Annotated in this window: 22 protein-coding genes and 1 pseudogene; 15 read left to right on the top strand and 8 right to left on the bottom strand. The window is 60.9% G+C overall.

The features are described 5' to 3' along the window. Positions 1 to 19 precede the first annotated feature (19 nt). From ACFVWT_RS01470 to ACFVWT_RS01480, 3 genes are all read right to left on the bottom strand, one after another. On the bottom strand, positions 20 to 1,135 hold the full coding sequence (locus tag ACFVWT_RS01470; protein WP_390244592.1) for a glycosyltransferase: 1,116 nt from the start codon (positions 1,133 to 1,135) through the stop codon (positions 20 to 22). A gap of 387 nt (positions 1,136 to 1,522) precedes the next feature. Then, positions 1,523 to 3,010, bottom strand: coding sequence for a polysaccharide biosynthesis tyrosine autokinase (locus ACFVWT_RS01475; RefSeq protein WP_082506917.1), 1,488 nt, complete (start codon positions 3,008 to 3,010; stop codon positions 1,523 to 1,525). 470 nt (positions 3,011 to 3,480) lie between these two features. After that, the gene (locus tag ACFVWT_RS01480) at positions 3,481 to 3,945 is read right to left on the bottom strand and encodes an Lrp/AsnC family transcriptional regulator (RefSeq protein ID WP_011693023.1); all 465 of its coding nucleotides are present in this window, start codon (positions 3,943 to 3,945) and stop codon (positions 3,481 to 3,483) included. Between the two features lie 159 nt (positions 3,946 to 4,104). Here ACFVWT_RS01480 and pdhA point away from each other — a divergent pair, with 159 nt between their 5' ends. From pdhA to ACFVWT_RS01495, 3 genes are read left to right on the top strand one after another with little or no spacing between them, the layout of a single operon-like run. Further along, positions 4,105 to 5,328: a pyruvate dehydrogenase (acetyl-transferring) E1 component subunit alpha gene (gene pdhA, locus ACFVWT_RS01485; RefSeq protein ID WP_390244595.1), complete on the top strand. Its 1,224-nt coding sequence runs from the start codon at positions 4,105 to 4,107 to the stop codon at positions 5,326 to 5,328. Continuing rightward, complete coding sequence (locus ACFVWT_RS01490) at positions 5,325 to 6,437, top strand: alpha-ketoacid dehydrogenase subunit beta (protein ID WP_390244597.1); 1,113 nt, start codon at positions 5,325 to 5,327, stop codon at positions 6,435 to 6,437. The genes pdhA and ACFVWT_RS01490 overlap by 4 nt, the downstream gene beginning before the upstream one ends. A 4-nt stretch (positions 6,438 to 6,441) precedes the next feature. Next, a complete protein-coding gene (locus ACFVWT_RS01495; protein WP_390244599.1) occupies positions 6,442 to 7,893 on the top strand; it encodes a dihydrolipoamide acetyltransferase family protein in 1,452 nt (483 codons plus the stop codon). A gap of 226 nt (positions 7,894 to 8,119) precedes the next feature. Here ACFVWT_RS01495 and ACFVWT_RS01500 read toward each other — a convergent pair whose 3' ends face one another. After that, a complete protein-coding gene (locus ACFVWT_RS01500) occupies positions 8,120 to 8,830 on the bottom strand; it encodes a hypothetical protein (RefSeq protein WP_390244601.1) in 711 nt (236 codons plus the stop codon). 493 nt (positions 8,831 to 9,323) lie between these two features. Here ACFVWT_RS01500 and ACFVWT_RS01505 point away from each other — a divergent pair, with 493 nt between their 5' ends. Then, positions 9,324 to 10,166 (top strand): glycosyltransferase, encoded by an 843-nt coding sequence (locus tag ACFVWT_RS01505; RefSeq protein WP_390244603.1) that lies wholly within the window; start codon positions 9,324 to 9,326, stop codon positions 10,164 to 10,166. A gap of 290 nt (positions 10,167 to 10,456) precedes the next feature. Here ACFVWT_RS01505 and ACFVWT_RS01510 read toward each other — a convergent pair whose 3' ends face one another. Continuing rightward, positions 10,457 to 10,666, bottom strand: a complete 210-nt coding sequence (locus ACFVWT_RS01510; protein WP_390244605.1) for a hypothetical protein — start codon at positions 10,664 to 10,666, stop codon at positions 10,457 to 10,459. Between the two features lie 888 nt (positions 10,667 to 11,554). On the opposite strand from ACFVWT_RS01510, the gene ACFVWT_RS01515 reads away from it, so the two are divergent. Then, positions 11,555 to 12,370, top strand: coding sequence for an MBL fold metallo-hydrolase (locus tag ACFVWT_RS01515; protein ID WP_390244607.1), 816 nt, complete (start codon positions 11,555 to 11,557; stop codon positions 12,368 to 12,370). Positions 12,371 to 12,441: 71 nt separating this feature from the next. Continuing rightward, positions 12,442 to 13,345, top strand: a pseudogene (locus ACFVWT_RS01520) (IS982 family transposase). 404 nt (positions 13,346 to 13,749) lie between these two features. On the opposite strand, the gene ACFVWT_RS01525 reads toward ACFVWT_RS01520, so the two are convergent. Further along, positions 13,750 to 15,426: a hypothetical protein gene (locus ACFVWT_RS01525; protein WP_390244609.1), complete on the bottom strand. Its 1,677-nt coding sequence runs from the start codon at positions 15,424 to 15,426 to the stop codon at positions 13,750 to 13,752. Positions 15,427 to 15,865: 439 nt separating this feature from the next. On the opposite strand from ACFVWT_RS01525, the gene ACFVWT_RS01530 reads away from it, so the two are divergent. Continuing rightward, on the top strand, positions 15,866 to 16,924 hold the full coding sequence (locus ACFVWT_RS01530; protein ID WP_390244611.1) for an acyltransferase family protein: 1,059 nt from the start codon (positions 15,866 to 15,868) through the stop codon (positions 16,922 to 16,924). Positions 16,925 to 17,007: 83 nt separating this feature from the next. Next, the gene (locus ACFVWT_RS01535) at positions 17,008 to 18,192 is read left to right on the top strand and encodes a hypothetical protein (protein WP_390244613.1); all 1,185 of its coding nucleotides are present in this window, start codon (positions 17,008 to 17,010) and stop codon (positions 18,190 to 18,192) included. On the opposite strand, the gene ACFVWT_RS01540 is transcribed toward ACFVWT_RS01535, so the two are convergent. Continuing rightward, positions 18,158 to 18,523, bottom strand: coding sequence for a hypothetical protein (locus tag ACFVWT_RS01540; RefSeq protein ID WP_390244615.1), 366 nt, complete (start codon positions 18,521 to 18,523; stop codon positions 18,158 to 18,160). The genes ACFVWT_RS01535 and ACFVWT_RS01540 overlap by 35 nt on opposite strands. A gap of 558 nt (positions 18,524 to 19,081) precedes the next feature. Between ACFVWT_RS01540 and ACFVWT_RS01545 the strand changes: the two genes are divergently transcribed. The 4 genes from ACFVWT_RS01545 (at position 19,082) to ACFVWT_RS01560 (ending at position 23,429) form a co-directional block, all read left to right on the top strand. After that, a complete protein-coding gene (locus tag ACFVWT_RS01545; protein ID WP_390244617.1) occupies positions 19,082 to 19,342 on the top strand; it encodes an S-layer homology domain-containing protein in 261 nt (86 codons plus the stop codon). 109 nt (positions 19,343 to 19,451) lie between these two features. Beyond that, positions 19,452 to 19,814, top strand: a complete 363-nt coding sequence (locus ACFVWT_RS01550; protein ID WP_390247031.1) for a DUF6919 domain-containing protein — start codon at positions 19,452 to 19,454, stop codon at positions 19,812 to 19,814. A 131-nt stretch (positions 19,815 to 19,945) separates the two neighbouring features. Continuing rightward, the gene (locus tag ACFVWT_RS01555) at positions 19,946 to 22,750 is read left to right on the top strand and encodes a S8 family serine peptidase (RefSeq protein WP_390244619.1); all 2,805 of its coding nucleotides are present in this window, start codon (positions 19,946 to 19,948) and stop codon (positions 22,748 to 22,750) included. 109 nt (positions 22,751 to 22,859) lie between these two features. Next, entirely contained in the window at positions 22,860 to 23,429 is a 570-nt protein-coding gene (locus tag ACFVWT_RS01560) for a DUF6919 domain-containing protein (protein WP_390244621.1), read from the top strand. 30 nt (positions 23,430 to 23,459) lie between these two features. Here ACFVWT_RS01560 and ACFVWT_RS01565 read toward each other — a convergent pair whose 3' ends face one another. Beyond that, entirely contained in the window at positions 23,460 to 24,002 is a 543-nt protein-coding gene (locus tag ACFVWT_RS01565) for a hypothetical protein (protein WP_390244623.1), read from the bottom strand. 382 nt (positions 24,003 to 24,384) lie between these two features. On the opposite strand from ACFVWT_RS01565, the gene ACFVWT_RS01570 reads away from it, so the two are divergent. From ACFVWT_RS01570 to ACFVWT_RS01580, 3 genes are all read left to right on the top strand, one after another. After that, positions 24,385 to 24,549: a hypothetical protein gene (locus tag ACFVWT_RS01570; RefSeq protein ID WP_390244625.1), complete on the top strand. Its 165-nt coding sequence runs from the start codon at positions 24,385 to 24,387 to the stop codon at positions 24,547 to 24,549. 63 nt (positions 24,550 to 24,612) lie between these two features. Further along, complete coding sequence (locus ACFVWT_RS01575) at positions 24,613 to 24,756, top strand: hypothetical protein (RefSeq protein WP_390244627.1); 144 nt, start codon at positions 24,613 to 24,615, stop codon at positions 24,754 to 24,756. Positions 24,757 to 24,956: 200 nt separating this feature from the next. Beyond that, positions 24,957 to 25,094, top strand: coding sequence for a hypothetical protein (locus tag ACFVWT_RS01580; RefSeq protein WP_156810687.1), 138 nt, complete (start codon positions 24,957 to 24,959; stop codon positions 25,092 to 25,094). The last annotated feature ends 71 nt before the right edge of the window (positions 25,095 to 25,165 follow it).

The raw sequence follows: 25,165 nt of genomic DNA on the forward strand, positions 1-25,165 counted from the left end.
GCGTGTGCCGCTAGTTTGTTCATATTGAATTTCCCCGACTAATCCACTCGGCAATTTCGGTCTTAAACCTTTGGAGCGAAAATCTTCGTGCATTTTCTGAGACCACATCTCGCTCGATGCCTGCCGAGTTATAGACGGCATCCGCAATGGCCCTTCCTGTGAATTCCTCTATTGCAACCCCCGCAATCGGCGCATTGACACTTTCGCTGGCTCCGCCAACGGCATTAACAACAACAGGAGTGCCACACGCCATGGCCTCAACGGGCATAATGCCAAAGTCCTCGATGGCCGGAAAAACGAAGACCATGGCGCGTTGGTATAGTGCGAAGAGCATTTCATCGGATGGTCGCTCCACGAATATCACTGGAATGCCGCTTTCGTCGGCACGCTCTCTAAGCATTCGCAAGCCTGGCCCAGAACCGGCTATGACGACAGGAAGTGACGACGCCAGACCTGCTTCGATCACTAGGTCAAGTCGTTTGTATGGAACAAAACGTGAAGCACCAAGAATGAAGTTTGTGGGAAGGGAATCTAGGACGCGTCGTTCATCGCCTGTTACAAAATCCGACCAGTCCGCCACGCTTTGAATTCTGGCTACATCAACAGGTGGATATATTACCTTCGCATCGCAGCCCCACGTTGTTTGAATTCTCTTTCGAATAAACTCACTATTAGCCGCAAATTCGAATGTAGATTTTGAAGCAGCTTTATCTATGACTCTGAACAGAGGCGCAACCGCCCGGATTGCCGGATTTGCTCCCCGCTCGTCGAGGTCGGAACTCCAGAGGTACCTCGCCGGAGTGTGCACGTAGGAGAACTTTCTTGCTGGCAGCGATCCGTTCATGACTCGGGCGTGGTGAGCGAACAAATGAGAGCTGGTCAGGACCCACTCGAAGTCCTTTTTGGGTGGTATAGCCCATGTCACTGGCATAAATGGGAGTGCTACCGCCTTTGATTTACGGAGCGGTGTTCGTGCCATCCATGTCTCGTGTACGTTTCGATCTGCATATCGATCATTAACGTCACTCCAAAGGCACCTTATGTCCGCATCGGGGTAAATCTCCGTGAAGGCATCGAGAACTTTTTCCGAGCCTCCAGCCTTCGAAATCCATTCGTGGACTATAAGTCCGCTCATTATGGGCGTCCGGATCCGGGCCGGGCGCCAGTTGTAACCGTTTCCAAAGCGTCGATTCTTCTGGGCATTTCTTACTTCCTCTAAACTGTGGCACCTAAGTACTGCGGTACTATTTGGAGTCGTCAATCCACTCGGACCGTAGGGGAATCCCTAAGGTCGTCTGCATATTACTTCGTTTTGGCGCGCTGAGCGCGTGGAATACACGATCCGAGGACTCTCGGCCTGCGGAATCTGACCAGGCCTTGTGACTCCCCTTTAGCGCGCCGCAGGCTAAGTGTCAGAGCCAGCGGGCCATAATCTGACTTGGCTAGGACCCCCCTTGTCAGAGATGCGTAACCAAGCGGACTTCCGCTACAGCGAATATTCTCATCTAGACCCGGAACGCGGTTAAACGCGCGAATCCGGGAAGAACGCTGGTGGTCGTGTGTCGGTGTTCCAACCGTCGTTGTCTGAAGTGTCGTAACTATTCGTTATGTGGAACTGTCCTTCGTTACGTCCGCGTTTCTCGCGCCTGCGTCCCGAGTCGCCCTCATGGCTGTAGTAGCTGTAGGTGTAGGCATCCGGACCTTTGGATGGAAGGCGGTTCAAGATTATCCCGAGCAAATTAGCCTCCACCATTTCCAGTGCCCGCATGGATTTCTCGAGGTCTTGGCGTTTGATCTTATGTGATCCGACTACGACAACTACTCCTCCCACGTGCTGTGAGAGTACGGCCGCGTCTGTGACCGGAAGTAGGGGAGGAGCGTCAATGATGACGGCGTCAAACTCCGCTTCCAGACCGCTAATCAGATTCTTCATGGCAGCCGACCCTAGCAATTCGCTCGGATTTGGTGGTATCTGGCCGGACGTTAGGACAAACAGTTGGTCGTTACCCCACGGTTGAAGAAGGTCGCCAACCGGTGCAAGGCCCACCAGAGCAGTAGTCAAACCCGCGTTCCTGTCGAGACCCAGATACTCATTGATCATGGGCCGCCGGAGATCTGCGTCAACAAGGCATACTGTTTGACCGGCTTCGGCCAGGGCGATCGCTATGTTGGTTGCTGTGGTGCTTTTACCTTCTCCCGGCAGGGACGACGTAATCAGAACCGTTTGAGCAATTCCGGACACGTTCGCGAACTGCAAGTTTGTTCGTATCTGGCGGAATGATTCAGCACGAGGGCTTTGGTGCGGCGCTTGCGTAAGCAGGGGCTTATTTGTGGCGTCGCTGTCGAACGCAATACCGCCCAGGAGGGGTGATTCGGTCACACCTCGCAGGTCAGCTTCACCTCGAATACGGTTGTCGAGGGTAGTTCTCAGCAGCGCGGCACCGACTCCTAACGATGTGCCAACTAGAAGACCCAGTAGGAGGTTTAGTCTTGTATTTGGCGCCGATGGCGAAGATGGTGCCGCAGCGGGAGTGATTACGGAAAGACTGATTGGCGAAGTGCCGCCGTTTTTCGGGGCTTCGAGTCTCTCGACTGCGCGAATGAGGCTGTCGCCTACGGCCTGAGCCACTGCAGCAGCTTGGACTGGAGACTGGTCATCTACAGCAATCTTGATTAGCACTGTATTTAGATCGGCCGAAGCTGTTACCCGTTCAGCCAGATCGCCGGGCGATAAGTCCAAGCCCAGGCTGTCGATTACTGGTTGAAGCACAACCGGAGTGGCCGCAGTCTTAACATAGGACTGAACTCGGGCTTGGCTAAATGTGTTGCCCTGTTGGAGCTCCTGAACCGACCCGGAGCTCTGAATGGCGACGAATAGCTGCGTTTCGGCCGTGTAAGTTGGCTTGACGAGAACGGATGCTGCGCCTCCCGCAAGCAGTCCAATCAACATAGCGCCTAGAACTACCATCCAGTTTCGCTGCAAAATGCGGATATAGTCGCGTAAATCCAAGCCAGGCCCCCTGTGTCGATTGCTGAGGTCTGTCGGCGGGAAGTTGCCACCACCACAGCGCGAGTGTTGCATCCCGTCCATTCTAACGGTCGGACACCTTATTCAATTCGCACTACGAGGGTGACGCCGCACATCTAAGACTTGTTCGATTTCGGGCGTCGGCAGCACGTCCATTAGGTTTCCGTCAAACCATTCCGATATCTGAACGCAGGTGTTGTGCTGCTGTCCTGATGCCCTCGTGCCGGCACCAGAGAGGGTTGTGCTTTCTGGAGCCCTCTGCCATGCCTGTTTGAAAGTGGAACCCGTCGGGGACTTAAGTTGGCGTCGGTGGTCAGGAGTTCGCGCGGTTCACGGTCAACTTTGGCCTGCGGGCTGAAGCGTTGGTTCGAGAGCTGACTCGTCGGTGTGAATTGCCATCTACGGTGCGATACAAGACGGAGTCGTCAACTGGTGGTCGCGAGATCCAGCCTCTACCGCGTATCCACATCCTCAAACACCAGAAACGTCTGCGTATCCAGCACCCCGGGCATGGACTGTAGCTGGTCGAAGATCACCCGGCGCAGGTCCACGTTGTCCACGGCCCGCACCAGCAGGATGACGTCAAAGTCTCCGCCAACCAAGGCAATGTGGTGCACTTCCGGAATGGCACGCAGCAGCTCCCGCAGTTCGCGCCAGGAATGCTGTCTCACCTTCAGAGTCACGTAGGCGGAAGATTTGAGCCCCGCCTTAATAGGGTCAACCAGCGCCGTGAATTTGGTCAGCACCCCCTCACCGGTCAGCCTGGCGATCCGCGTATACGCGTGCGCCCTCGATATGTGCACGTTCTCGGCCACCTGTGTGACGGACATCCGCCCATCACGGGTCAGCTCCGCGATGATGTTCCGGTCCACGTCATCCAGCGGCACCGGCACCTGGTCCGCCTCTGTTTCTGCCATTTGTCCACAACTCCCGCCGGTAACCCAGCTCACACTTACGATTCGTCTTTCAGATTAGGGTAGAAATCCAAACTTCTCCACGATTCCTGCCGGGACTGGATACGAAAGTTCATTCAGGACGATACTGGAAGCGAATAGTGGCTACAGAAGGACGGACCAATGACGATCTCCGCGGACCAGACCGCCCTCGGGCAGGACTCTCCGGAACAGCCGGCCGGGACCCAGCTGACTGAAGGCGCCGCCGCCGAGGCTGTGCGCAAGTTCGGCATCACGGTGGAGGACTACATGCTGCCGGCACGCCACCAGATCCAGATGGTGGACCAGGACGGGACCCTGAACCCTCACACCGAGCAGGGCGCCCAGCCCGGCCACGAATACGCGCTGCCGGGCGACGCCGAACTGCTGGCTGCCTATGAACAGCTGGTGGTCGGCCGCCGCGTCAACGACCAGAACTCCGCCCTGGTCCGTCAGGGCCGCATGGCTGTGTATCCCTCCAGCCACGGCCAGGAAGCCTGCCAGGTGGCGGCCGCCCTCTGCCTCGCCGAGGGCGACTGGATCTTCCCCACCTACCGTGACTCCGTCGCAGTCATGGCCCGCGGCGTGGACCCCGTCCAAACCATGACTCTCTTCCGCGGCGACTGGCACAGCGGCTACGACCCCCTCAGGCATAAGGTGGGCATCCAGTGCACCCCGCTCACCACCCAGCTGCTTCACGCTGTCGGCGTCGCCCATGCCGCCAAACTCCGCGGCGAGGACACCGTCGTTCTGGCCATGTGCGGCGACGGTGCCACCAGCGAAGGCGACTTCCATGAGGCCCTCAACTTCGCGGCCGTCTTCCACCTGCCCGTCATATTCTTCGTGCAGAACAACCAGTACGCCATCTCGGTGCCGCTGGCCCACCAGTCCGTGGCGCCGTCGCTGGCCCATAAAGCAGTGGGCTACGGCATGGCCGGCGAACGCGTGGACGGCAACGACGTCGTCGCGCTCCTCGCCGTGCTGGGCCGCGCCGTCAAGCTGGCCCGCGAAGGCTCCGGCCCGCTCCTGGTGGAGGCGCACACCTACCGCATGCAGGCCCACACCAACGCCGATGACGCCACACGCTACCGCCAGGACAGCGAAGTGGCCCAGTGGGTCGCCAAGGATCCGCTGAAGCGGATGCAGACCTACCTGACGGACCGCGGACTGCTCGACGACGACGGCGCCGCCCGGATTACGGACAAGGCGGAGGCAGTTGCCACGCAGCTCCGCGAAGGCCTGGGCGAGGACGTCCCCGTGGATCCGCAGGACCTCTTCCGGTACGTCTTCTCCACAGCCACCCCGCAGCTAAAGGAACAATCCGCCATGCTCGCCGACGAAATCTCCCGGGATGAGGCCGCAAAATGAGCCCCACAGTCACCACGTCCTCCGAGGTCAACGGCAACGTCAGCGCCGCCACCGCCCGTGCCGCCGCCAAGGCAGCAGCCACGGCCGAATCGACCGGCCCGCAGACCATCACTCTCGCCAAGGCCTTGAACACCGCCATGGCCGACGCCATGCACGCAGACCCCTCCGTGCTGGTGTTCGGCGAAGACGTGGGAATGCTCGGCGGCGTCTTCCGGATCACGGACGGTCTCACCAAGACCTTCGGCGAGTCCCGCTGCTTCGACACCCCGCTGGCCGAGTCCGGCATCGTCGGCATGGCCGTGGGGATGGCCATGAACGGCATGCGCCCCGTGATCGAGATGCAGTTCGACGCCTTCGCCTACCCGGCGTTCGAGCAGATCGTCAGCCACGTGGCCAAGATGCACAACCGGACCAAAGGTGCGGTCAAGCTGCCCATCGTCATCCGCGTCCCCTACGCCGGCGGCATCGGGGGAGTGGAGCACCACTGCGACTCCTCCGAGTCCTACTACGCCCACACCGCCGGTTTGAAGGTCTTCACCCCGGCCACCGTGGCCGACGGCTACCGCATGCTCCGGGAAGCCATCGACTCCGACGACCCCGTGATGTTCATGGAGCCCAAGAAGCTCTACTGGTCCAAGGACCTGGTGGACTTGGAGGGGCTCCGCGCCGAACATTCGGCGAACGCCGAACGGGGCACCTCTTCCGAAGGCCGCGCCGCCGTTGCCCGTCCCGGCACCGATGCCACGCTCATCGCCTACGGTCCCTCCGTGCCGACCGCCTTGGCCGCGGCTGCAGCGGCGGCAGAGGAGGGCCGCTCGCTGGAAGTGATCGACGTCCGGTCCATCGTGCCGTTCGACGACGAGACTATTTGCTCCTCCGTCCGCAAGACCGGACGCGCGGTCGTGATCGCCGAGGCGCATGGTTTCGCCTCCGTCTCTTCAGAAATCGTGGCCCGGGTCCAGGAGCGTTGCTTCCACTACTTGGCCGCACCGATCCGCCGCGTGACCGGCTTCGACATTCCCTACCCGGCGCCCAAACTCGAGCACTACTACCTGCCCGGCGTGGACCGCATCCTCGACGCCGTTGACGACCTCCAGTGGGAAGACTGATCAGATGAGCGAAACGAAAGTATTCCTGCTGCCGGACCTGGGCGAAGGCCTCACCGAAGCCGAACTCGTGAACTGGCTCGTGGCCGTGGGCGACGAAATCCGGGTGGACCAGCCCATCGCCGAGGTCGAAACCGCGAAGTCCATGGTGGAAGTCCCGTCCCCGTACGCCGGCACTGTCGCTGTGCTGCATGGGGAGCCAGGCCAGACGCTCGACGTAGGGAAGCCGCTGATCTCGGTGACACCCGTTGGCGCCAAAGCGGCGGTCGGGCCTGTCGAGACCAAGCCAGCTGAAACCGAGCCTGCAGAAACCACAGCGGCCGAAACCTACCGCGAAGAGGAAAAAGCCGGCTCCGGCAACGTCCTCATCGGCTACGGAACATCCGGCGGCCACGGTGTAGCCCGCCGCACGCGCGCGCGGAAGCAGCCGGTGGTCGTACATGTTGAGGCCAGTGCTGTCGCAACTCGTACCCCGGTGGTTGAGCCCGCCGAAACGACAAGTGCCGAGAAAGCCGCCGACGATCTCGTGCTTCTGCGTACACGCGTGCCTGGCAAACTCGGTGCCGTAATTTCGCCGCTCGTCCGCCGAATGGCCCGTGACCACGGCGTTGACTTGAGCGACCTGCAGGGCTCGGGAACGAGCGGGCTGATCATGCGTAAGGACGTCGAAGCGGCGATTGCTCCCGCCCCGGTGGTTGAGCCTGTCGAAACCGGAGCGGAGACCGACTCCCGCACTGGCCTTCGCGTCACCGCCCGGACGCCTGTCCGCGGCGTTCGGAAGGCAGTGGCCGCGAATATGACCCGCAGCCGCTCGGAGATCCCGGAAGCCACGGTGTGGGTAGATGTTGATGCTACGGCCCTCGTGGAGATGCGTGCTGCCTTGAAGAGGGCGAACCCGCACAACACCCCCGGCCTATTGGCGTTCATAGCGCGGTTTGTCACCGCCGGGCTGAAGAAGTATCCGGAGCTGAACACCAGAATCGTCACCACGGAGGACGCTGTCGGCGGTGGGAGCCAGGAGATCGTCGCATTCGACGGAGTCAACCTGGGCTTCGCAGCGCAGACGGAACGCGGGCTCATGGTGCCATCCATCCGCAACGCGGACAGGATGAGTGCTCGTGAGTTGGATGCCGAAATCCGCCGGCTCACCGTGGTCGTACGGGAGGGCAGGGCGACGCCTTCCCAGCTAGGTAGCGGCACCTTCACGCTGAACAACTACGGGGTCTTCGGAGTGGACGGCTCTGCTGCGATCATCAACCAGCCGGAGGTGGGGATTCTTGGCGTTGGCCGAATCATCGACAGGCCGTGGGTCGTCAATGGTGAGCTTGCCGTCCGCAAAGTCACTGAGCTGACACTGACATTTGACCACAGGGTGTGCGATGGGGGCGCGGCCGGAGGGTTCTTACGGTACGTGGCTGATGCGATGGAGAACCCAGGGACGGTGTTGACCGACGTCTAAGCCTCCTACATCTTGCGTTGGGTAGGGCTGCCGACGGATTTCCACGACGCCCACTGGGCATGAAGATGGGGCGTAGGGAGGATAATATTCCGACCCAAGTCGGTGGCGAATAACATCCGCCTAGATAGTGCTCTGGCTCGCCCGTTATGGACTAAGGCGACTGGAACCAGATAGGTTAGCCGGATGCTGGCGCGGCCTCATGCTCCGTGGAGGTGATGGATTTTGGTCAGATTTGCTTTAGCCTGAGTCGGGTGTCGAGAAGACCCTCAACTCTTAGCAAAACTGGGGAAAGCGCACGCTGCCACAGAGTGCCATATGATTTCCCCGTCGTGCCGGAAACACCAAGAAGCATCGGGCGTTCAGGAAAGCGTTGGACAGCGGTGCCACCATACTCAGCTTTCATCAGGCGGTGAGCCATCACGTGCTCCAAATAGCGACCACTATCGTCGGCCACCTCGTTAGCCATACCGGACAGGTGAGTTTGCCAAAATTTAACGTTTGTGGAGAAAAAACGGGTGTCGCAATATGTTCGGTCCAACGTTCTCCGAACCCTCGCGCCATTATCCAGGGGAGCGACTAAGCGTTCAGCGTTGCGGAGCGTCAGTCGTCCTGTCACTTTATGGACTGTCGAGCTGTCTGGGAGTCCGCAAGCCAAGATGGCCGCGTCGAGGGCTGCGGATTCAACTGCGCCCTTCCCGTGCTGTTTTGTGTCTTCAGGGGCGTGAAAGTCTACGACTCTTACCTGATCGCGCAGGGAATCACCGGAACCCGTCGTTTCAACAGTGACCAGATCGCAATCGGACGCATCCGCTACACGTGACCACTCATCGATGGCCGAGCGGTATTGACGGAGCCTTTCCTTCGGATCGGACAGAGAAGACCCGAAGGCGACATCAGGCGTAACTGCGGCGGTCAAAAGAATCAGGTTGTTCCCCATGACCTCTAGCATACGGGAGGAACCGGACCCAGGTACCGGCTCATGCAGGAGAGGCATTGCCTCGCCCACGGCCCGGACCCCGCGATGGTGATCCTATGCCGGTACCTGACAGGAGATAGTTTGTTACTGGCACATGCTATTCGACCGATTCGAGCTGGATGATTGGCCCTGGGTCTTCAAGGGTTTGCGATGCCAACATCAGATGAGCGATGAACAAGGCTGCTTGGGTCGAACTTCCGCACCTTCCAAGGTCTGCAGAGTACCGGCAGGCGACGACCCAGACTTCGGGGATTAGTCGCGCTCCCGGAGACGTGGTCGGGAAGGTATGGAGTTACATGCCGCCTGTTCATAGTTGGTGTGACCTATACTAAGCCACGAACATTGCGTTACGGCTGATCGGCTGAAGACCGCGTATTGACGTTCAATTAGCCCACGAAACAGCGTGGGCTCGCCGGGAGACCGAACTGGCCCGGCAAAGTAGACAGGAATACTCATGGGGACCGTTTCGCCTAATCCTTCGGACTTCGACCATTTCTTGCTGACGAGATTTAATACTCGGCTTGATGCGCGGGCTAGTGAGGCCTGGTTACGCCACCGCATCGGATACTTTGAAAGCTTGTGTCGTTACTCTGTCATAAACCAGACAAACAAGAACTTCAGATGGTTGATCTATTTCGACGCCGATCGCGATGAATGGTTCCAGGATGAAGTTGACCGCCTTGCTGCCGGAGTTTTTGAGCCAGTATGGGTGGATGGACCACTAAGCCCAGAAAAGGCTGCTGCCGCCGTGCAGGAACGAGTAAGCGCTGATTGGGTTATCACCACGAGAGTGGACAATGACGATGCATTGGCTCGGGACTTCATCGATGCAGTGCAGGCGCAATTCGGTAAAGAGGATCATCAATTCATAAACTTTCAGTCCGGCCTCCAGATGTCGGATGACGGGGAAGTTTACTACCGTTCGGATCCATCTGGCCCTTTTATCTCACTAATTGAAAGACGGACTGCCAAGCCTTTGCGTGGCGTCTATGTGGGACGGCATGATAAGATCGCCGAATTTGGGCCGATTAGGCAAGTAGTGACTCATCCTATGTGGTTGCAAATGGTACATGGTCTGAATATTGGCAACGCATTGCGAGGAGTTCGAGCCGCCCCCGAGGTTGTAGCTGCATATTTTGACGTCCAAATAGAGCCTTCTCCAGTAGGAAAATTCCAGCTTCGAGCCAGTCAGCTTAGGACGGTGGCTCAATTGACTGCGCACGTATTCCGCAAGCCACACAGAATCTTGTGGGTCTTACGTGTTGCAGTGAACCGGTTTACTGGGAGGGCTTCCTGAGGCGTAAACGCATGAGTTATGTGCTGGCGTAGGTTTCGGGGATAGACGGCGGCCTTTTTTGCGGTGAGTGCTTCGGCGCCGATCTGCAGGGGCCTGCCGATGCCCTAGGAGCTGCTGAACAATTGGGTGGTGGGGCGGACGGAACGCCACCAATGGCCGTCAAGTGGCGTGTTCCGGTCAGCACCCTAAGGTGCGACAACGGGGTCGTTCCGCCCGCTTGCGTTCATTCTGCTTCGGATTCGGGGCGTCATTCAGTGGTTTTATAGATTGGCCGGTGTCCGGGCGGTGGATTATCCCAGCGCCCATGGTCCCTTCTTCGTGGTCAGTCCGAGGGCAAGCATTCGTCGCAAGATTAGTCCCGTGGTCCGTAACTTCAGCCAGGCGTTGTCCCGTTTGATGCCGCGGTGGGGAACGCGTCGGTAGCCGCGGGTGAGCCAGGCGATGGACCGCTCGAGCATGGGCCGGTGGGTGCGGTAGTCATCCTGGAAGGCCGGGTCCATGGCGCGGTGGCGGTGGCAGTGTCGGACGCCACAACGATAGCCTTAGTCAAGGATCGTGGTCCTGTTCCTGGTTGAATGCTAGACACACTCATCCCAGCAGGGTCACGAGCCCTTTATTAGCTACGACACGAAATCATTCCCCCACCAACCGCGAAGAGCAGGAAACGCAGGGATGGTGGGCCAGGGCGGAAGCCGAGAGATCGAACGCTGCGGTGCATCGGTCGCCCACCCGGCGGCCCGGGCAGTGAGTTTCGCCCGGGATCCAGCCATCGGATGCCCCTCGGTGACGGTTGTTCTCTGGCAGTCCGGCCACGGGAATCGCCTGACGCCCTTGGCCCCCGGTAACCGCACCGGCATGCCAAACATGGGAAGTCATGGAGCTGAACCCTCCCGTCGGCGGGGCCGGAGTTGCAGTGAAAGCCGGGAAGCGCCGTAGGGAATGTGACGTTCTAATGTTCCGCAGTGCGCCTTCCAGCTTAAAGACGTTGGCGTTGCGGTCGTGACTTCACTGCCGGCCGGACTTTTCGTCAAAAACCGATGTCCAACATGGGTTCGCCACGGATATCAATTCGCGTTCACTAGCAAGATGCTGGTACGTCCGAGTGCTCGGAGCATTGAACATTCGCAATTAGAGAGCCGTCGTCGCTGGAATTCCAGTAAACCGTAACGTGGTTGGTTGCCGTTCCACACGCCGAGCAAAGAGCTTTGTGTTGTTTAGTCCCCATAGTCAGAGAGTACGCAGGTAAAGGTTTCGGACGGGTAAACATTTAGTCCGCTACGGTTACGGCTTGGGTCGCGCTGAATCCGTTCCCCCTTCGGGGGTCTCAAAGTCTCCGTGGGTAGAATCGAGTCCTAGGATCGCCGGAACGCACGAATACGGAGAACAGAATGTCGCGATGGATGGAGGTCGGCCAGGGCAACCATGTGCTGACCACCGAAGGCTCGAAGCTCAATACCGGACTCATAATCGGCGCCGAACGCGCCATAGTGATCGACACCGGCGGCGGGCCCCGGCAGGGCCGGGAAATCCTGGCGGCGGTGCGGGAAAAGACCCAGCTGCCGCTGATGGTGGTGAACACGCACGCCCACTACGACCACTTCTTCGGCAACGCTATCTTCGCGGACGAAGGCGTCACGGAGTTTTATGCCCACGAGAACTGTGCACGGGAGATTGAGGACAACGGGGACCGGCAGCGCCGCATGGTCGCCGCCCTGGAGCCGGAAATGGCGGCAGGCGAAGGAGCTGACTCCGAACTGGTGGTCCCCAATGCCATCGTGAAAGACCAGCCCGTCCTGGTGGACCTCGGCGGCCAGACCGTCACCCTCTTCTATTTGGGCCGCGGCCATACCGACGGCGACCTGCTGGTGGGAACGTCCACCACGCTCTTCGCCGGCGACCTCGTGGAGCAGGGCTCACACCCCTCCTTCGAGGACGCTTTCCCGGAGGAATGGGCCGTCGCCCTGCGGCACATCTCCGCGCTCCGGCACCGCTATGAATTCCTCATCCCGGGCCACGGCGAACCCTGCAGCGACCAGTTCGTGAAGACCATGGCCAACACCATGTCCACGGCCGTCCGCCAGGCCATCCAGTCCATCCGCGACACCCCCAGCGACGCCACCAAGGCCATCCCCATACTGCCGTATGGGCCGGAGCAGTCCCGCTGGTTCATCAGGCGGCTACAGGAGACTCGCGCGCAGCACTAGATGAGTAATTCCTATTGGGTAGGACGGTGGGGAGCCTTTTAAAGTAAGGCGGAGAGTGTTAAACCCGGTATGTGAACCCCGAACTAAACACTCTCCTGACCACACTCTATGTCCTTCTGACCTACCGTGTCCTGCCTGATCTTGGCGTGTCACGGGACCGGCGGCCCGGGCGCAAGCCCGGGCTGTCTGATGCCGAGCTGCTCTGCCTGGTGGTGGCACAGCAATTACTCGGATACTCCTCCGAAACCAGGTGGATCCGTTACGCCCGGACGCACCTGACCGGGATGTTCCCCGACATCCCGCAGCAATCTGGATACAACAAACGGTTTCGGGCCGCCGGGACGCTGATCTGCGCGACGATCACAGCCCTGGCCAGGGACATCCCGTCCTGGTATGACGTGCTCCGGCTGGTCGATTCCACCCCGCTGCCCTGCGGAATGTCACGGGTAACCGTCCAACGCAGCGATCTTGCCGGCCATGCCAGCTACGGCTACTGCGCGTCGCATTCACGTTTCTTCTGGGGCTTCCGTCTCTACTTGATCAGCACCCCTGAAGGAATGCCGGTCATCTGGGGCCTGGCGAACCCGAAATGTCGGCGAACGCGAGGTCACCCAGGCCCTTCTGGAAGAGGACCATCACCTCGTCCGAGCCGGGCAGGTCATCCTGGGCGATAAAGGCTTCGCCGGCAAGGACTTTGAACGGTTCATCACAGCAGACCTCGGAGCACACCTCATTAGACCTGACCACAAGGACGAAAAGCCACGCTTCGGCAAACCCGGCGGCATCCGGCAATGGATAGAGTCAGTTTTCGATGCCCTCAAAGGCCAACTCACCCTCGACGAACACGGCGGGCGCACCCTTGAAGGCGTCAAAGCACGCGTCGCTGCACGGCTCCTTGCTCTCGCGGCCGGAATCTGGCACAACTGGCTCACCGGCGCGCCCCGCAAGCGCTCCCTAATCGCCTGCGACCACTGAAACCAATAGGAATTAATCATCTAGGTATTCAATTCCACGCGGGCATCGTGCCATTGCTCGCTCGTGGCGGGGTTCGCCAGGCCGGTCTATCGTTCCCTTCTCACCGAGGGGTCAAGCGCGGGGCGTCGAGATAGCTCAGCGGTTGCAGGAGATTCCATGGGAGCCCACGAGCGATAGGGGCCGACGTCTTTCGGGTGGTACCGGCCGGGAGGGGAGTAAAAGGTATCCCTGCAATTGGGTCTGAAAACAGTCTGTCCCGAATCTCCAGAACACCTAATGTTACGTTGCGCGTCGGTAGTCACGAACCCCCTCGGGTTCGCCCGCCTAACTGGAAACAATCCGAGCGGCGCCTAAGTTTGGGGAACGGTCCCGGTCTTTCGGTCCTTCGATCTGGGGTATGACAGTTACTTAGGGATCACGACCCAGTCGCGGGTGTTGGTTCGTCGGAAGCCTATGCGCATGGAAGTGTTATCCACCGCTAGGGTAGCGAGCGGAGTTTCGCCGGACTTGACTGTCAGGATGTTGGCCCCGTTCACGGCTCCGTCGGAGACGATGGTGTATTCGAGGCCATTGAACGCGGCACCCACACTGGGCAGCGTGACGACGCGGGGCGCGGTGAGCGGTGTGTTGAACATTTGTATGTTGTCGTTGCCGACTGACAGGGTGACGTCGGCGTCACCTCTGTCCAGGCTTATTCGGCCGTTCATCGCGGACAGGATGCGAGTTCGGTTCTGCGTTGTTGACGAAGAGGAATCCGTAATATCCCAGAGTGAGAGAAGTGTCCCCCCGATATCAATGCCGCGGGCGAGGGTGCCTGGCGAAGCGACGTAGGAATTGCCGGCCCTTGAAGTCCATTGAGCGTCAACGAACTCGGCGCGGAGGTACCCGCCGCCGCCTGCACCGCTGTTAACGGCGAACATGTAGCACTTGGCGCCGGTCATGTTCATGACCATGTTGTTGCCGCCCATGTGGAAGTTGCCGAGATTCATGTAGGCATTTCCCTTTAGCTCCACCAGCGCCTTGCCGTTGAAGCCGGGTCCGTAGGTGCCGTTTTCCAGCTTCAGGGTGCAGACCTCTACACGTGACGATGGATCGAGTACCAGCAGTTGGGCGCCTTGGTGAACAGCGGCGAACTCGATGGTGTCAATGGTGAAGTTGTAACCTCGGACCCAGAAGATTGGTCCGAGCATGTTGGACCCGTCTAGGAAGATGCGCCCGAAGTGATTGTTCGGTACGCCGTTAATGCACAGCGACCAGTTCATTACGCCGCCGGTCATTTCCGATCCGCAGCGAATCCCGTCCCATACTGAACCCCATGGTCCACCAACCGCGTTGTTCACCTTGAAGGCATAGAACCCCCTCACGAAGACGAGTCGGCTGAACGTCCCCCAATAGGCTTCCTTGCTGAACACGATGGGGTTGGCATTCGTGTTAGTCGGCGGTTGTATGTTGGCGAAGGTGAAGCGTATGTCTTGGATCAAGAAAGTGTGAACAGCCGGCCCCGACGTTGCGCCGATATCGAAGATCGGGACGTTATCCGCGGCCTGCAAGATGATGGTTTTTTCTGAGCCAGCGCCCCGCAGCTGCCACCCTGGCCTTTGCGGGAAATCAATCTTGGTGGTGAGCTTTATCGTCCCGGCCGGGAGGATTCCGACTCTCGCATTACTGCATATATATGTTACGAATGCCTGGAGAGCGACGGTGTCGTCGCTTGTGCCGTCTGCGGTCACCCCATAGTCGGTCGCGTAGACGCATCCTGTCCCCGCCTTATCCACCTTGGAGCTCTCGAGGCCCTTAATGGCAACGGTGGAAGAAAGGTCTGGAAGTTGCGCAGGCGGAATTTTGGACGCAGAGTCCAACGTTGCGACGCCTAATGCAACGCCCTTTTCGGCGGTAGGCACATAACTTTGAGAGGTTTTATCCCCCGGAGCCGCTTGAGCCCCAGTGTTACTGAAAGCTGAGATAGCGGAAGCGCTAGTGAATGCCGTCATGAGGGTGCCAATCCGGAGAAGTCCCCGGCGCTTCACCGCGGCGTTCCCGCCCTGGGGGGACACTGCATTGTTACTCTTCTTGCCGTTCATGGCTAGAAGGTACCTGCGTAGCTACTGCGTAAACGACAGTGGCATATACCCGTCTTTGTGACGCATGTTACCTGTTGCTACCTGTGTTACAGCATCCCTTACCCGACGAAATGTTGTTGCGGCCGTGGTGCCACCCATAATGTGACGCAACTTATGTCAGCCGATACACTATGGGCATACTTGCAACTCTTCCTTAGGGGACTCGCATTGGGCTGATCGACCACGTTTCAAGCTGGTTCGCCGCTCGACGCGAAGACGATACTCGGCGGACCGAGGATAAGCCCGAGCGCTGGATGGGCGCTCACTTGGTAGTGCTCTTGATCCTGTGGCCTTTGGTGGCATTCCTGACGCAAGGGAAGTAGCCGAACCGTAGTGCACGGCGAGTACGATAGCGGGATGGGTGCGTGGAATGGGCGGGCCACGAAATGACTGGGGAAACATGAGAACGCTAGAAATCACGCGGGACAACGCCCTGAATCTGATCAGAATTTTGCTGGCGGTTCTCGTGATCGTGTCACATTCATTTCCAATCGGCGGATTTGGTCCAGACCCGGCAGTGGGCGATCTTAGCCTCGGCCATTTCGCTGTTGGTGGTTTCTTTGCAATCAGTGGCTACCTCATTACGCGCAGTCGTTTTCAGTCCGGACTGGGCACGTACATGTGGAGCCGGGTCTTGCGAATTTTCCCGGGGTACTGGGTCTGCCTGGTCTTCACAGCTTTCGCAGCAGCTGGCTTAGCAGGCGCCTTCCGCGGCTCGTGGACACTGCTCGACGGACTGAAGTTTCTGGTCAGCAACGCGCTGATGATCAAAGCTGGCGGCGGTGATATCGGAACGACCCTGGCGGGGGCGCCTTACCCGGAAGCCTGGAACGGCTCCCTCTGGACCTTGCGCTACGAATTTGCCTGCTACGTCGTGATCGGCCTCGTACTGCTGGGGAGGAAGGCTCGAACGACAGTAGCCCTGTTCCCGATTGCGCTTGTCGCTGCGACCGCGGTCAGCGTTGTCATCGATCTACGAGGTACCGGCGGAATCGTTGGGGAGCTCGGCCTGCTGGTTCCGTTCTTCGTCGCCGGCGCCGCGCTCTACGCCTACGCCGAGAAAATACCGTCGCTCGCGAGCCTCGCAGCACTTGCGGCAGTCGCTATCGTAGCCGCCAGCGCTCTTGATTTCGGACGCTCACTGACGGCCCTGCCGACGGCCTATTTGATGATGTACCTTGGGAATTCCATGCCGAAGATGGTGAGGCACATCGGAAGCAAGACGGACATATCTTATGGGACATACCTGTACGCCTTTCCGGTCCAGCAGTTGCTAGTCCTGGCCGGGGCTCACGCACTGGGGCCCTTGGTGTATGTGACGCTGAGCATCGTATGCACACTGCCCCTTGCCTTTGCGAGCTTCCTATCGGTGGAGAAGCCCGCGCTCAAGCTGAAGACAAAGCGTTCGGCTGGCGCTGCGCCGGCTAGGCAGCGGTCAGCTGCGGGGGCCACCCGGTGAGGCAGGCAAGTCGAATCCCAGTACCTACCCTGTCGCAAAGTGATAAGCAGCCTCTACATCACAAGCTGGGTTTCCGTCGTCTGGTGGCACTTGCCTCGAACGTTCCAATGCTTGGAACGGCCATGCCCTTCGGCTTCATACTCGCACTGGCGACGCTTCCGCTTCGTAGCGCTACCAAGGCTCCTGCCGGGCTGAAGCGAATCCTCCTGTTTGCTGGGATCGGCTCGGCGTCCTTCGTACTGGTCTGCGTGTTCAAGGGCGTTGAAATCCCGGACTCGAACGTTGGGCAGTCGCTGTCGTTCGCTATCTTCCTGTTCGCCTTCAGCCGGATCACCACGAGCAAGATCGAAGCGGCGCAACTCCTGGCATGGTTCACGTTCGGGCAATTGCTGTACTACTTGATCGCCCGGCCTGAAAACACGCTTGGTGGGTTCGATGACCTTTGGAAGTACGGCATCGCCTACCCCGTGGGAACAGTTCTGGTTTACATCTTCATGAACTCCCGCGCCAAGCCAATGCTTATCCCAATGCTCATCCTGGTTGGTATCGCCAGCATCTTCTGGGACTACAGATCAATGGGCTTGGTCTGCATGCTCTCGGCGGTCGCAATCTACGTGAAGGGCGGCCCACGCAAGGGGCGGCCTATGCGAGCTATTGTCGGCGGGATCATCGTCTACGTTCTGTCCGAAGTCCTACCGTCGGCCATGAAGGCCGGGTACTTCGGCTTGGAGATTCAGCAGCGCACCATCGGCCAGACGCTCGATGACACACCGGCGATCCTCGGCGGACGCACTGAATCGCCCTTGTCCATTGCCATGATCATGCGAGAGCCACTATTTGGCTGGGGCAACGTTCAGAGCCTCGATCCGATCACACTGGCGGAAGGCGTCCGGGTCGCGGACTTCTTAGGTATGCACAACCCGGCCATGTACCTGCCGGTCTGGATCCGCGCCGGGCACCGCGTGTCCCTTCACTCCATCTTCTTTACTGCGTGGGTCGAAGGCGGAGTCCTCGGCGTGCTGTTGCCAGTGGCCATCCTGGCAGTGCTCGTGCTCGCCATAATCCGCGTAAACGGCGCCATGATGCCCATCGTCGTATTCGCGTCGCTCCACGGTATCTGGGACCTGTTCTTCTCCCCATGGGGCGGCAACCAGTCCATCGCTTTCGCCTGCTACACGATCCTCGCGCTCTGGAGTCTCACCCAAGTGAGGACTCCAGAGCCTGAGTTGGAACCTACACCACGTTCACTTGCGGGTGGTACAAGGTGATCGAGTCGCCGTTGCGGATCTTCGTGAGCTGGAGTTCGATCTCCGCGTAGTGCGTCCCTGCAGGAACCTTGAGCTGCGAGCAGGTGGGCAGCAGTGACAGGCCCGTGTTGGTCCCGGTCGGAACCGTTGTCAGCGTCATGGCCGCTTCTGCGGACATGAAGGTGACGCCGTTCTGCGCTTTGAAGTTGATGTATCCAACGCGCTGCGAGTCGGATCCCGTCACGGTGATGTCCGCCCGGATGTCCGCGAGGAACATTCTGCCGACGTAGACCGGAACCTTGAAGATCGCGTTGTTGTTCCCTGCTGCCGTGGCCGGCGCAGCCCAGATCACTGCCGAGATGGGCTTCGTTCCGGACTGGTCGGCGAAGATTTCCGCACCCTTGACATCGCGTCGCCTGCAGATACTGACGGGACAACTGTGGGCAGCGCTGCTGTCTGAGTCCGGCCTGGCACAACTGATGCGCCGAAGTACGGGCGCAAGTCGGTGGTGCCAACCCCACGGAAAATCCCCCGGCTTGATCCCCGGCGCCCGTTAGCCTCGTTGACGTAAGGCTTATGCGGGAAGACCGCGAGACGGCTGGCGAACGAGGCCGACCAGGCCCATCCGTGCCCCAACTGAATGTCGGCTGGTTGAAGACAAAGGCGTCCAGCGAGGTTTCATCAATGAAGTCGCCGTCACCGTTCCACGGCTCGAGTAGCTCGGTATGCGCCCCGGTGATGACGAAGCGGACACCATTGAACACGGAGCGGGCCACTGCCCCGGTGTGCTGGAAATGCCCTTCCGCGCCGGTCCATGTGGTTCCCGCTGAGCCGTTGCCCTTGGTTTCAACGTGCCGACCGGTCATGACGAAGAACGCGTTACCCCTGTAGGCGACCTTGTTGTAGTCGAGTGAGCTTTTCATCAGGACCACATGGCGGCCTTCCTGTTCCGGCTGGCCGCAGCCCGAAGGACTATGTTCCGCCGGCGGAGTCGCCGTTCGCCGACATCCCCGTCACGCACAACTTCTACAAGGAGATCTCCTGGCTGGCCAAGCAGGGCATCAGCAACGGCTGGACTGAAGAGGACGGGTCCAAGACTTTCCGGCCGGCAGCCTCCATCCTCCGGGACCAGATGGCGGCGTTCATGTACCGCTACAAAGTGCAGCCCTGACGGATGGTCCCTGCGCGCCGTTGTGTTACGCAAGCGACAGAGCCTAGCGAGTGTGAGCAGTGATACATTCTGCATGTGACTACTGGGGGAACTTTAAGGAGATAGTTGCCTGTTTGAAGGTGTCCCCGATGAGGACGCGTGGCGGAACCGCACCACGCTCGAAGGCGCTTGCGAACTGACTCCACGCTGGCTTGAGGGTTCCCTCCGCTACGTGCCCGGTTATGCCGCGCCACAGTACGCCGGAGAGAACGGCCCCATGAGCGAGGCCCTGGCCGCGATCAACCGGCTTGGCTTCCTCACGGACGATTCCCAGCCCGGGAGCGAGATGTCCAGCGGCCACGGGCAGCGCGCCTTCGTGACCGGCCGCTGCACCGAGCAGTCGGCAGCCATTATTTCCCCGGTGCTGCCCTACGGACCCGAGCAGTCCCGCTGGTTCATCAAGCGGCTGCAGGAAACCCAGGCACACCACTAAAAACCGGTGGGGCCGCAGGCCTAGAAATAAACAAACACGTTGTTACACTCGTGCTTGACGCGGATTTCGCGGTCTCTATTTCCCGCGGTCCGGCTCCTGGGGGGTCGACGCCTGGCCCCTAGGATTTCGCGATGTTGCACGCTCTGCGCACCCGGCTGTCTTCCCGTCTCCTGATACCCGGTGTAGTTGCACTGCTGTGTGCCTCGTCGCTCCCGGTCCCGGCTGTTGCCGCTGACGCGCCCGTGCTTCCCGCGGCGCCGGCGCCGGCTCATGCGGCTGCCGGCAGCGTTGCCGCCACGGACCAGTTCATTGTGAAGTTCAAGGACTCAGCCGCCGCCGGGTCCGCCCTGCGCAAAGAATCCTCCACCGCTGTTGCCCGGGAAGTCGGCGTTCCCGTGTCCGACATCCGCGGGACGGCAGCTGGGGCCCGCGTCCTGCGCGCCAGCCGCTCCCTCGATACTGCTGAAACCGAAAAGGCGCTGGCCGCCCTGAAGGCGGACCCCGCCGTCGAATACGCCGAACCGGACAGCAGGATGTACCCGGCCGCCACTCCGAACGACCCCCTCTACCCGCAGCAGTGGGCACTGGGGGACGCCTCCGGCGGAATGAGGCTCCCGGGTGCCTGGACGGCCACCAAGGGCGCCGGCGTGGTGGTGGCCGTGGTGGACACGGGGATCACCAGCCATCCCGACCTGAACGCCAGCGTGCTCCCCGGGTACGACATGATGTCCGATCCCGCCTACTCCCGCGACTCCAACGGCCGGGACGCCAATCCCCGCGATGAAGGCGACTGGACCGCGGCCGGCATGTGCGGGGACGGCATCCCGGCCAGCCCGTCCTCCTGGCACGGCACCCAGGTGGCCGGAATCATTGCCGCCACCACGAACAACGGCATGGGCCTGGCGGGGGTCGCCCCCGAGGCCAAGATCCTGCCGGTCCGTGCCCTGGGCCCCTGCGGCGGCTACCTCTCCGACATCACTGACGGCATCATCTGGGCCGCCGGCGGAAGCATCGCAGGCCTGCCTTCCAACCCCACCCCGGCCCGCGTGATCAACCTGAGCCTGGGCGCCACCCAGCCCTGCTCGGCCACGTTCCAGAATGCCGTGGACTTCGCCTACGGCACGGGGGCAGCAGTGGTGGCCGCAGCCGGCAACGAGAACATGCTGGCTTCCTCGTCAAGCCCCGCAAACTGCCAGAACGTGATCTCCGTGGCCGCCGTCAGCCGCGGAGGTTATCTGGCGCCGTACTCCAACTACGGATCCACCGTTGACGTCGCGGCACCGGGCGGGGATATGACCCAGACGTCGCAGGACGGAATCGCGGTGGCATTCAACTTCGGCACCACCACGCCCGTGGTTTCCGAAGCCTACGCAGCCTCGGAAGGAACCTCCATGGCGGCCCCGCACGCCTCAGGGCTCGCTGCGCTGCTCATGTCCCGGCTGGGGGACCTGGCCACCCCGGCCAACGTCGAAACCCGGATGAAATCCACCGCCAAAAACTATTCCTGGGCCTGCGGCACCAAAGGCTGCGGCAGCGGAGCGCTGGACGCCACGGCGGCGCTGAACTTCCAGCCGGACCGGACCATCACCGGGACCACCCCCACCATCAGCGGCCAGGCCGTCGTCGGGAACTACCTGTCCGCCGTCGTCCAGAACTGGACGCCCAGCGACATCACCTACTCCTACCAGTGGAAGCGGAACGGCACCCCCATCCCGGGAGCGCAGGCAGTGGGCTACCAGCTGCAGCCCGCGGACGTTGGCACCACCCTGACCGTCACAGTGACAGGGAGCCGGTTCTTCGGGGCGAGCGTCTCCTTGACCTCCGCGCCCACGGCCGCGGTGGCGCCCGCCACTGTGACGGCGCCCTATGACCCCGTCATCACCGGGCAGGCCATTGTGGGCGGCACCCTGACCGCGAACCCGGGCGTGTGGCAGCCGGCCCCGGTGGCGCTGTCCTACCAGTGGCTTCGCGCCGGCGCTTCCATCTCCGGCGCCACGGCCAGCACCTACACCGTGACCGCGGACGACAAGGGAAAGACCCTCGCGGTCCGTGTCACGGGTACTAAAGACGCCTACGTGTCCGCGCAGCGGACCAGCGCTTCCACAGCCACCGTGGCCACGGGTGCGGTTCCGGCCCCGGTGCAGTTCACGGACAAGATCGGCGCCCTCAACGACACCTACACGGTGCCCTCGGCCACCGGCGTGGAGTACCTGGTGGCGGGGAACGTGGTTCCCGCCGGAATCTACGCCGGCACCGGCACCGTCTCCGTGACCTCCCGGGCCACCGCCGGTTACGCCCTGGTGGCCGGCCAGGCCTCCAGCTGGACCTTCACCTTCAGCCCCGTGGTGTTCAACGACATCACGTCCGCGTCAGCGTTCCACACCGAGATCGACTGGCTGGGGCTTAAGGGCATAACGGAAGGCTGGACACTGTCCGACGGCACCCGCGTCTTCCGCCCGGCAGAGCAGGTGAACCGCGACCAGATGGCGGCCTTCCTGTTCCGGCTGGCAGGCAGCCCGGCGGACTTTGTGCCGCCGGCGGAGTCGCCGTTCGCCGACGTGCCCACGACGCACCACTTCTATAAGGAGATTTCCTGGCTGGCCAAGCAGGGCATCAGCAAGGGCTGGGAGGAGGCCGATCACTCGTGGACGTTCCGCCCGGCGTCCACTGTGAACCGGGACCAGATGGCAGCCTTCCTGTACCGCCACTATGTCTACCTGCACCCGGATGCCCCCGGGTTCGTCCCGGAAACGACGTCCCCGTTTGCGGACATCCCCGTCACGCACAACTTCTACAAGGAGATCTCTTGGCTGGCCAAGGAGGGCATCAGCAACGGCTGGACTGAAGAGGACGGGTCCACGACTTTCCGGCCGGCAGCCTCCATCCTCCGGGACCAGATGGCGGCGTTCATGTACCGCTACAAAGTGCAGCCCTGACGGGAGGCCCCTGCGCGCCGTTGTGTTACGCAAGTGACAGAGCATAGCGAGTGTGAGCAGTGATACATTCTGCATGTGACTACTGGGGGAACTTTAAGGAGATAGTTGCATGTTTGAAGGTGTCCCCGATGAGGACGCGTGGCGGAACTGCACCACGCTCGAAGGCGCTTGCGAACTGACTGCACGCTGGCTTGAGGGTTCCCTCCGCTACGTGCCCGGTTATGCCGCGCCGCAGTACGCCGGAGAGAACGGCCCCATGAGCGAGGCCCTGGCCGCGATCAACCGGCTTGGCTTCCTCACGGACGATTCCCAGCCCGGGAGCGAGATGTCCAGCGGACACGGCCAGCGCGCCTTTGTGACCGGCCGCTGCACCGAGCAGTCGGCAGGCATTATTTCCTCAGTGCTGGTGGAAACGGATCTGGTGGTGCTGGTGTTCCCTCCGGGCGAATCGGGCACCGGACAGATCTGCGTGACGCTCGACGGCGCCAGGGAGTTCACCTGGCTGGGGAGCTCCGGCGGGCCCTCCTACGCCCACGAGACCTACACGGACTGGACCAACGAGACCCTCGCCAAATCCCTGGCCGAGTGCTGGGAACTGCAGATCTTCGACCCCGTCTGGGGCCGGAACACCAAGCTGGTTCCCCTCCTGCAGAAGGCCCTGGTCACCGCGAAGGGGTGATTGCCGGTCACCCCCTCACGCGTTGTTCCGTTATTTCGGGCAGCTATGGTCAGGGTTGTAGGCCGCAAACATGCCGTCCGGATTGTCCTTCCATACCCAGGCGTGCAGGGCGAAGGAACCCGGGAAGGGCCCGTCGTCGAAGTCCAGGCCGGCGATCTCCGGCCGCACCGCTGCCGTGGACAGGAACTCCACGGCCACCAGCTTCATGCGGCCGCTGTCGTTGGGCATGTACACAAGAATCTCCGGCTTGCGGGCCTGCGTCTTGTCATCGATCAGTGACTCCTTGGCGTAATGGAAACCCATGGCCCCGACGCCGTCCTTCTCGATGCATTCGGTGATCTTCTTGTACCCGTCATCGATTGCGTTATCCAGCCAGCGGTAATCGTCAGTGACATTCCGCAGTGTCTTCACCAGCCTGCGCTGCTCGGAGTTGTTCTTCCAGTCATCACTCTTGTCCGAGCCGCCGCCGTGCCCTGAGCCTTCGTGCGCGACGGCGGCCCCGGGGGCCAGCCCCACGGCCAGGACGGCCGCGGCCACCATGGACATCAGTCCTGTTGTGCTGCGATTCCTCATTTTTCTTCCAACCCTCTGAGACCCGAGATTGCATTGTTCGGTAAGGGACGCGAAGCAGGGGTGCGGGACACTCCGCTTCGCCAGGATGCCGGCCGGCCCGATGGGCACTGCCGGTGATGGGCCGCCCGGGTGGAAATCATCCATCGATTGGGGCGGCGTTAAAAGTATGCTCCTCCGCCGGAAAGCGGCGCTAGGGCGTGCGCAAATGTTTATTTCCCGGCATTTTTCGCGCTTTATGAGTTCCTCAAACGGGCACTAACGCATTTGGTGGACAGATGGAAGAAACAAGTACCGGTTACTGCCATAAACGAGTGGTGAGAGCCGTAAAAGACGAGTACAGACCACTCTGTCTAGAGGAGTTGGCCGCCCGTAGCGTAAGTGCATGATTAGAGCCATCAAGGAAGCGTTCCGCCGCTTTGTGGCGAGGAACATCGTCGCTGATGATCCGTACCCCGTCCGATCCTGGCTGGACCAGCAGAATATGCCCCCGGAAACCCGGACCACTTTCCCGCCGCCCCTGCGGGACGCAAAAGGCTGGTCGTTATAAAGCCGGCGTCACAATCCGCTTGACTTGGTTTCCCGGAAACATTGTGGGCGTACTATCGCCGGCATGGGGAATTACGTGAAGGGACTGACCGCGCGGGACTCGCGACGCGAACTGCGGAGGCGGCGCCTCCGTGTGCTGGCCAACGTGGGGCTGGCTGCCCTGGCCGTGGCCACGGCCGCGGTGGTGCTTATGGCGCTGCAGCGCTGAGCGCGCCACCGCACGGCATAAATCCGGCATGGGTTTGACGGAGTTTGTGCCGCTTTACTGCGTTGGACAAATGTGCCGCGGCCCACGTAGGGTGATGACCGATCCGACATGGGGGATCCCACCGTTCGTTGCCGGCCGTTAAGAGCTTTCCACGTAGCGTGCCAGCCTCGAGTGCAACGACGCATCCTGGAGGTAATTCCGTGGCCCTGACCGATTATGTCTTTGCGCTGTGCGCATTGATGGGAACCCTGTTCATTCCGTTTTCCGCTTTGTACCTGATGCTCCGCCTCAAGCGCGGCGCGGCAGCGAAGCCTGTTCCCGTTAAGGTCCGCCGGTAATGCCCTACGTAGATATCAACCCCCACCGCTCCGGCCCCAAATGGCGCGGCTACCTTCTGCTCGGCGTGCTC

Source organism: Arthrobacter sp. NPDC058288 (assembly GCF_042880995.1).
Lineage (GTDB): Bacteria > Actinomycetota > Actinomycetes > Actinomycetales > Micrococcaceae > Arthrobacter.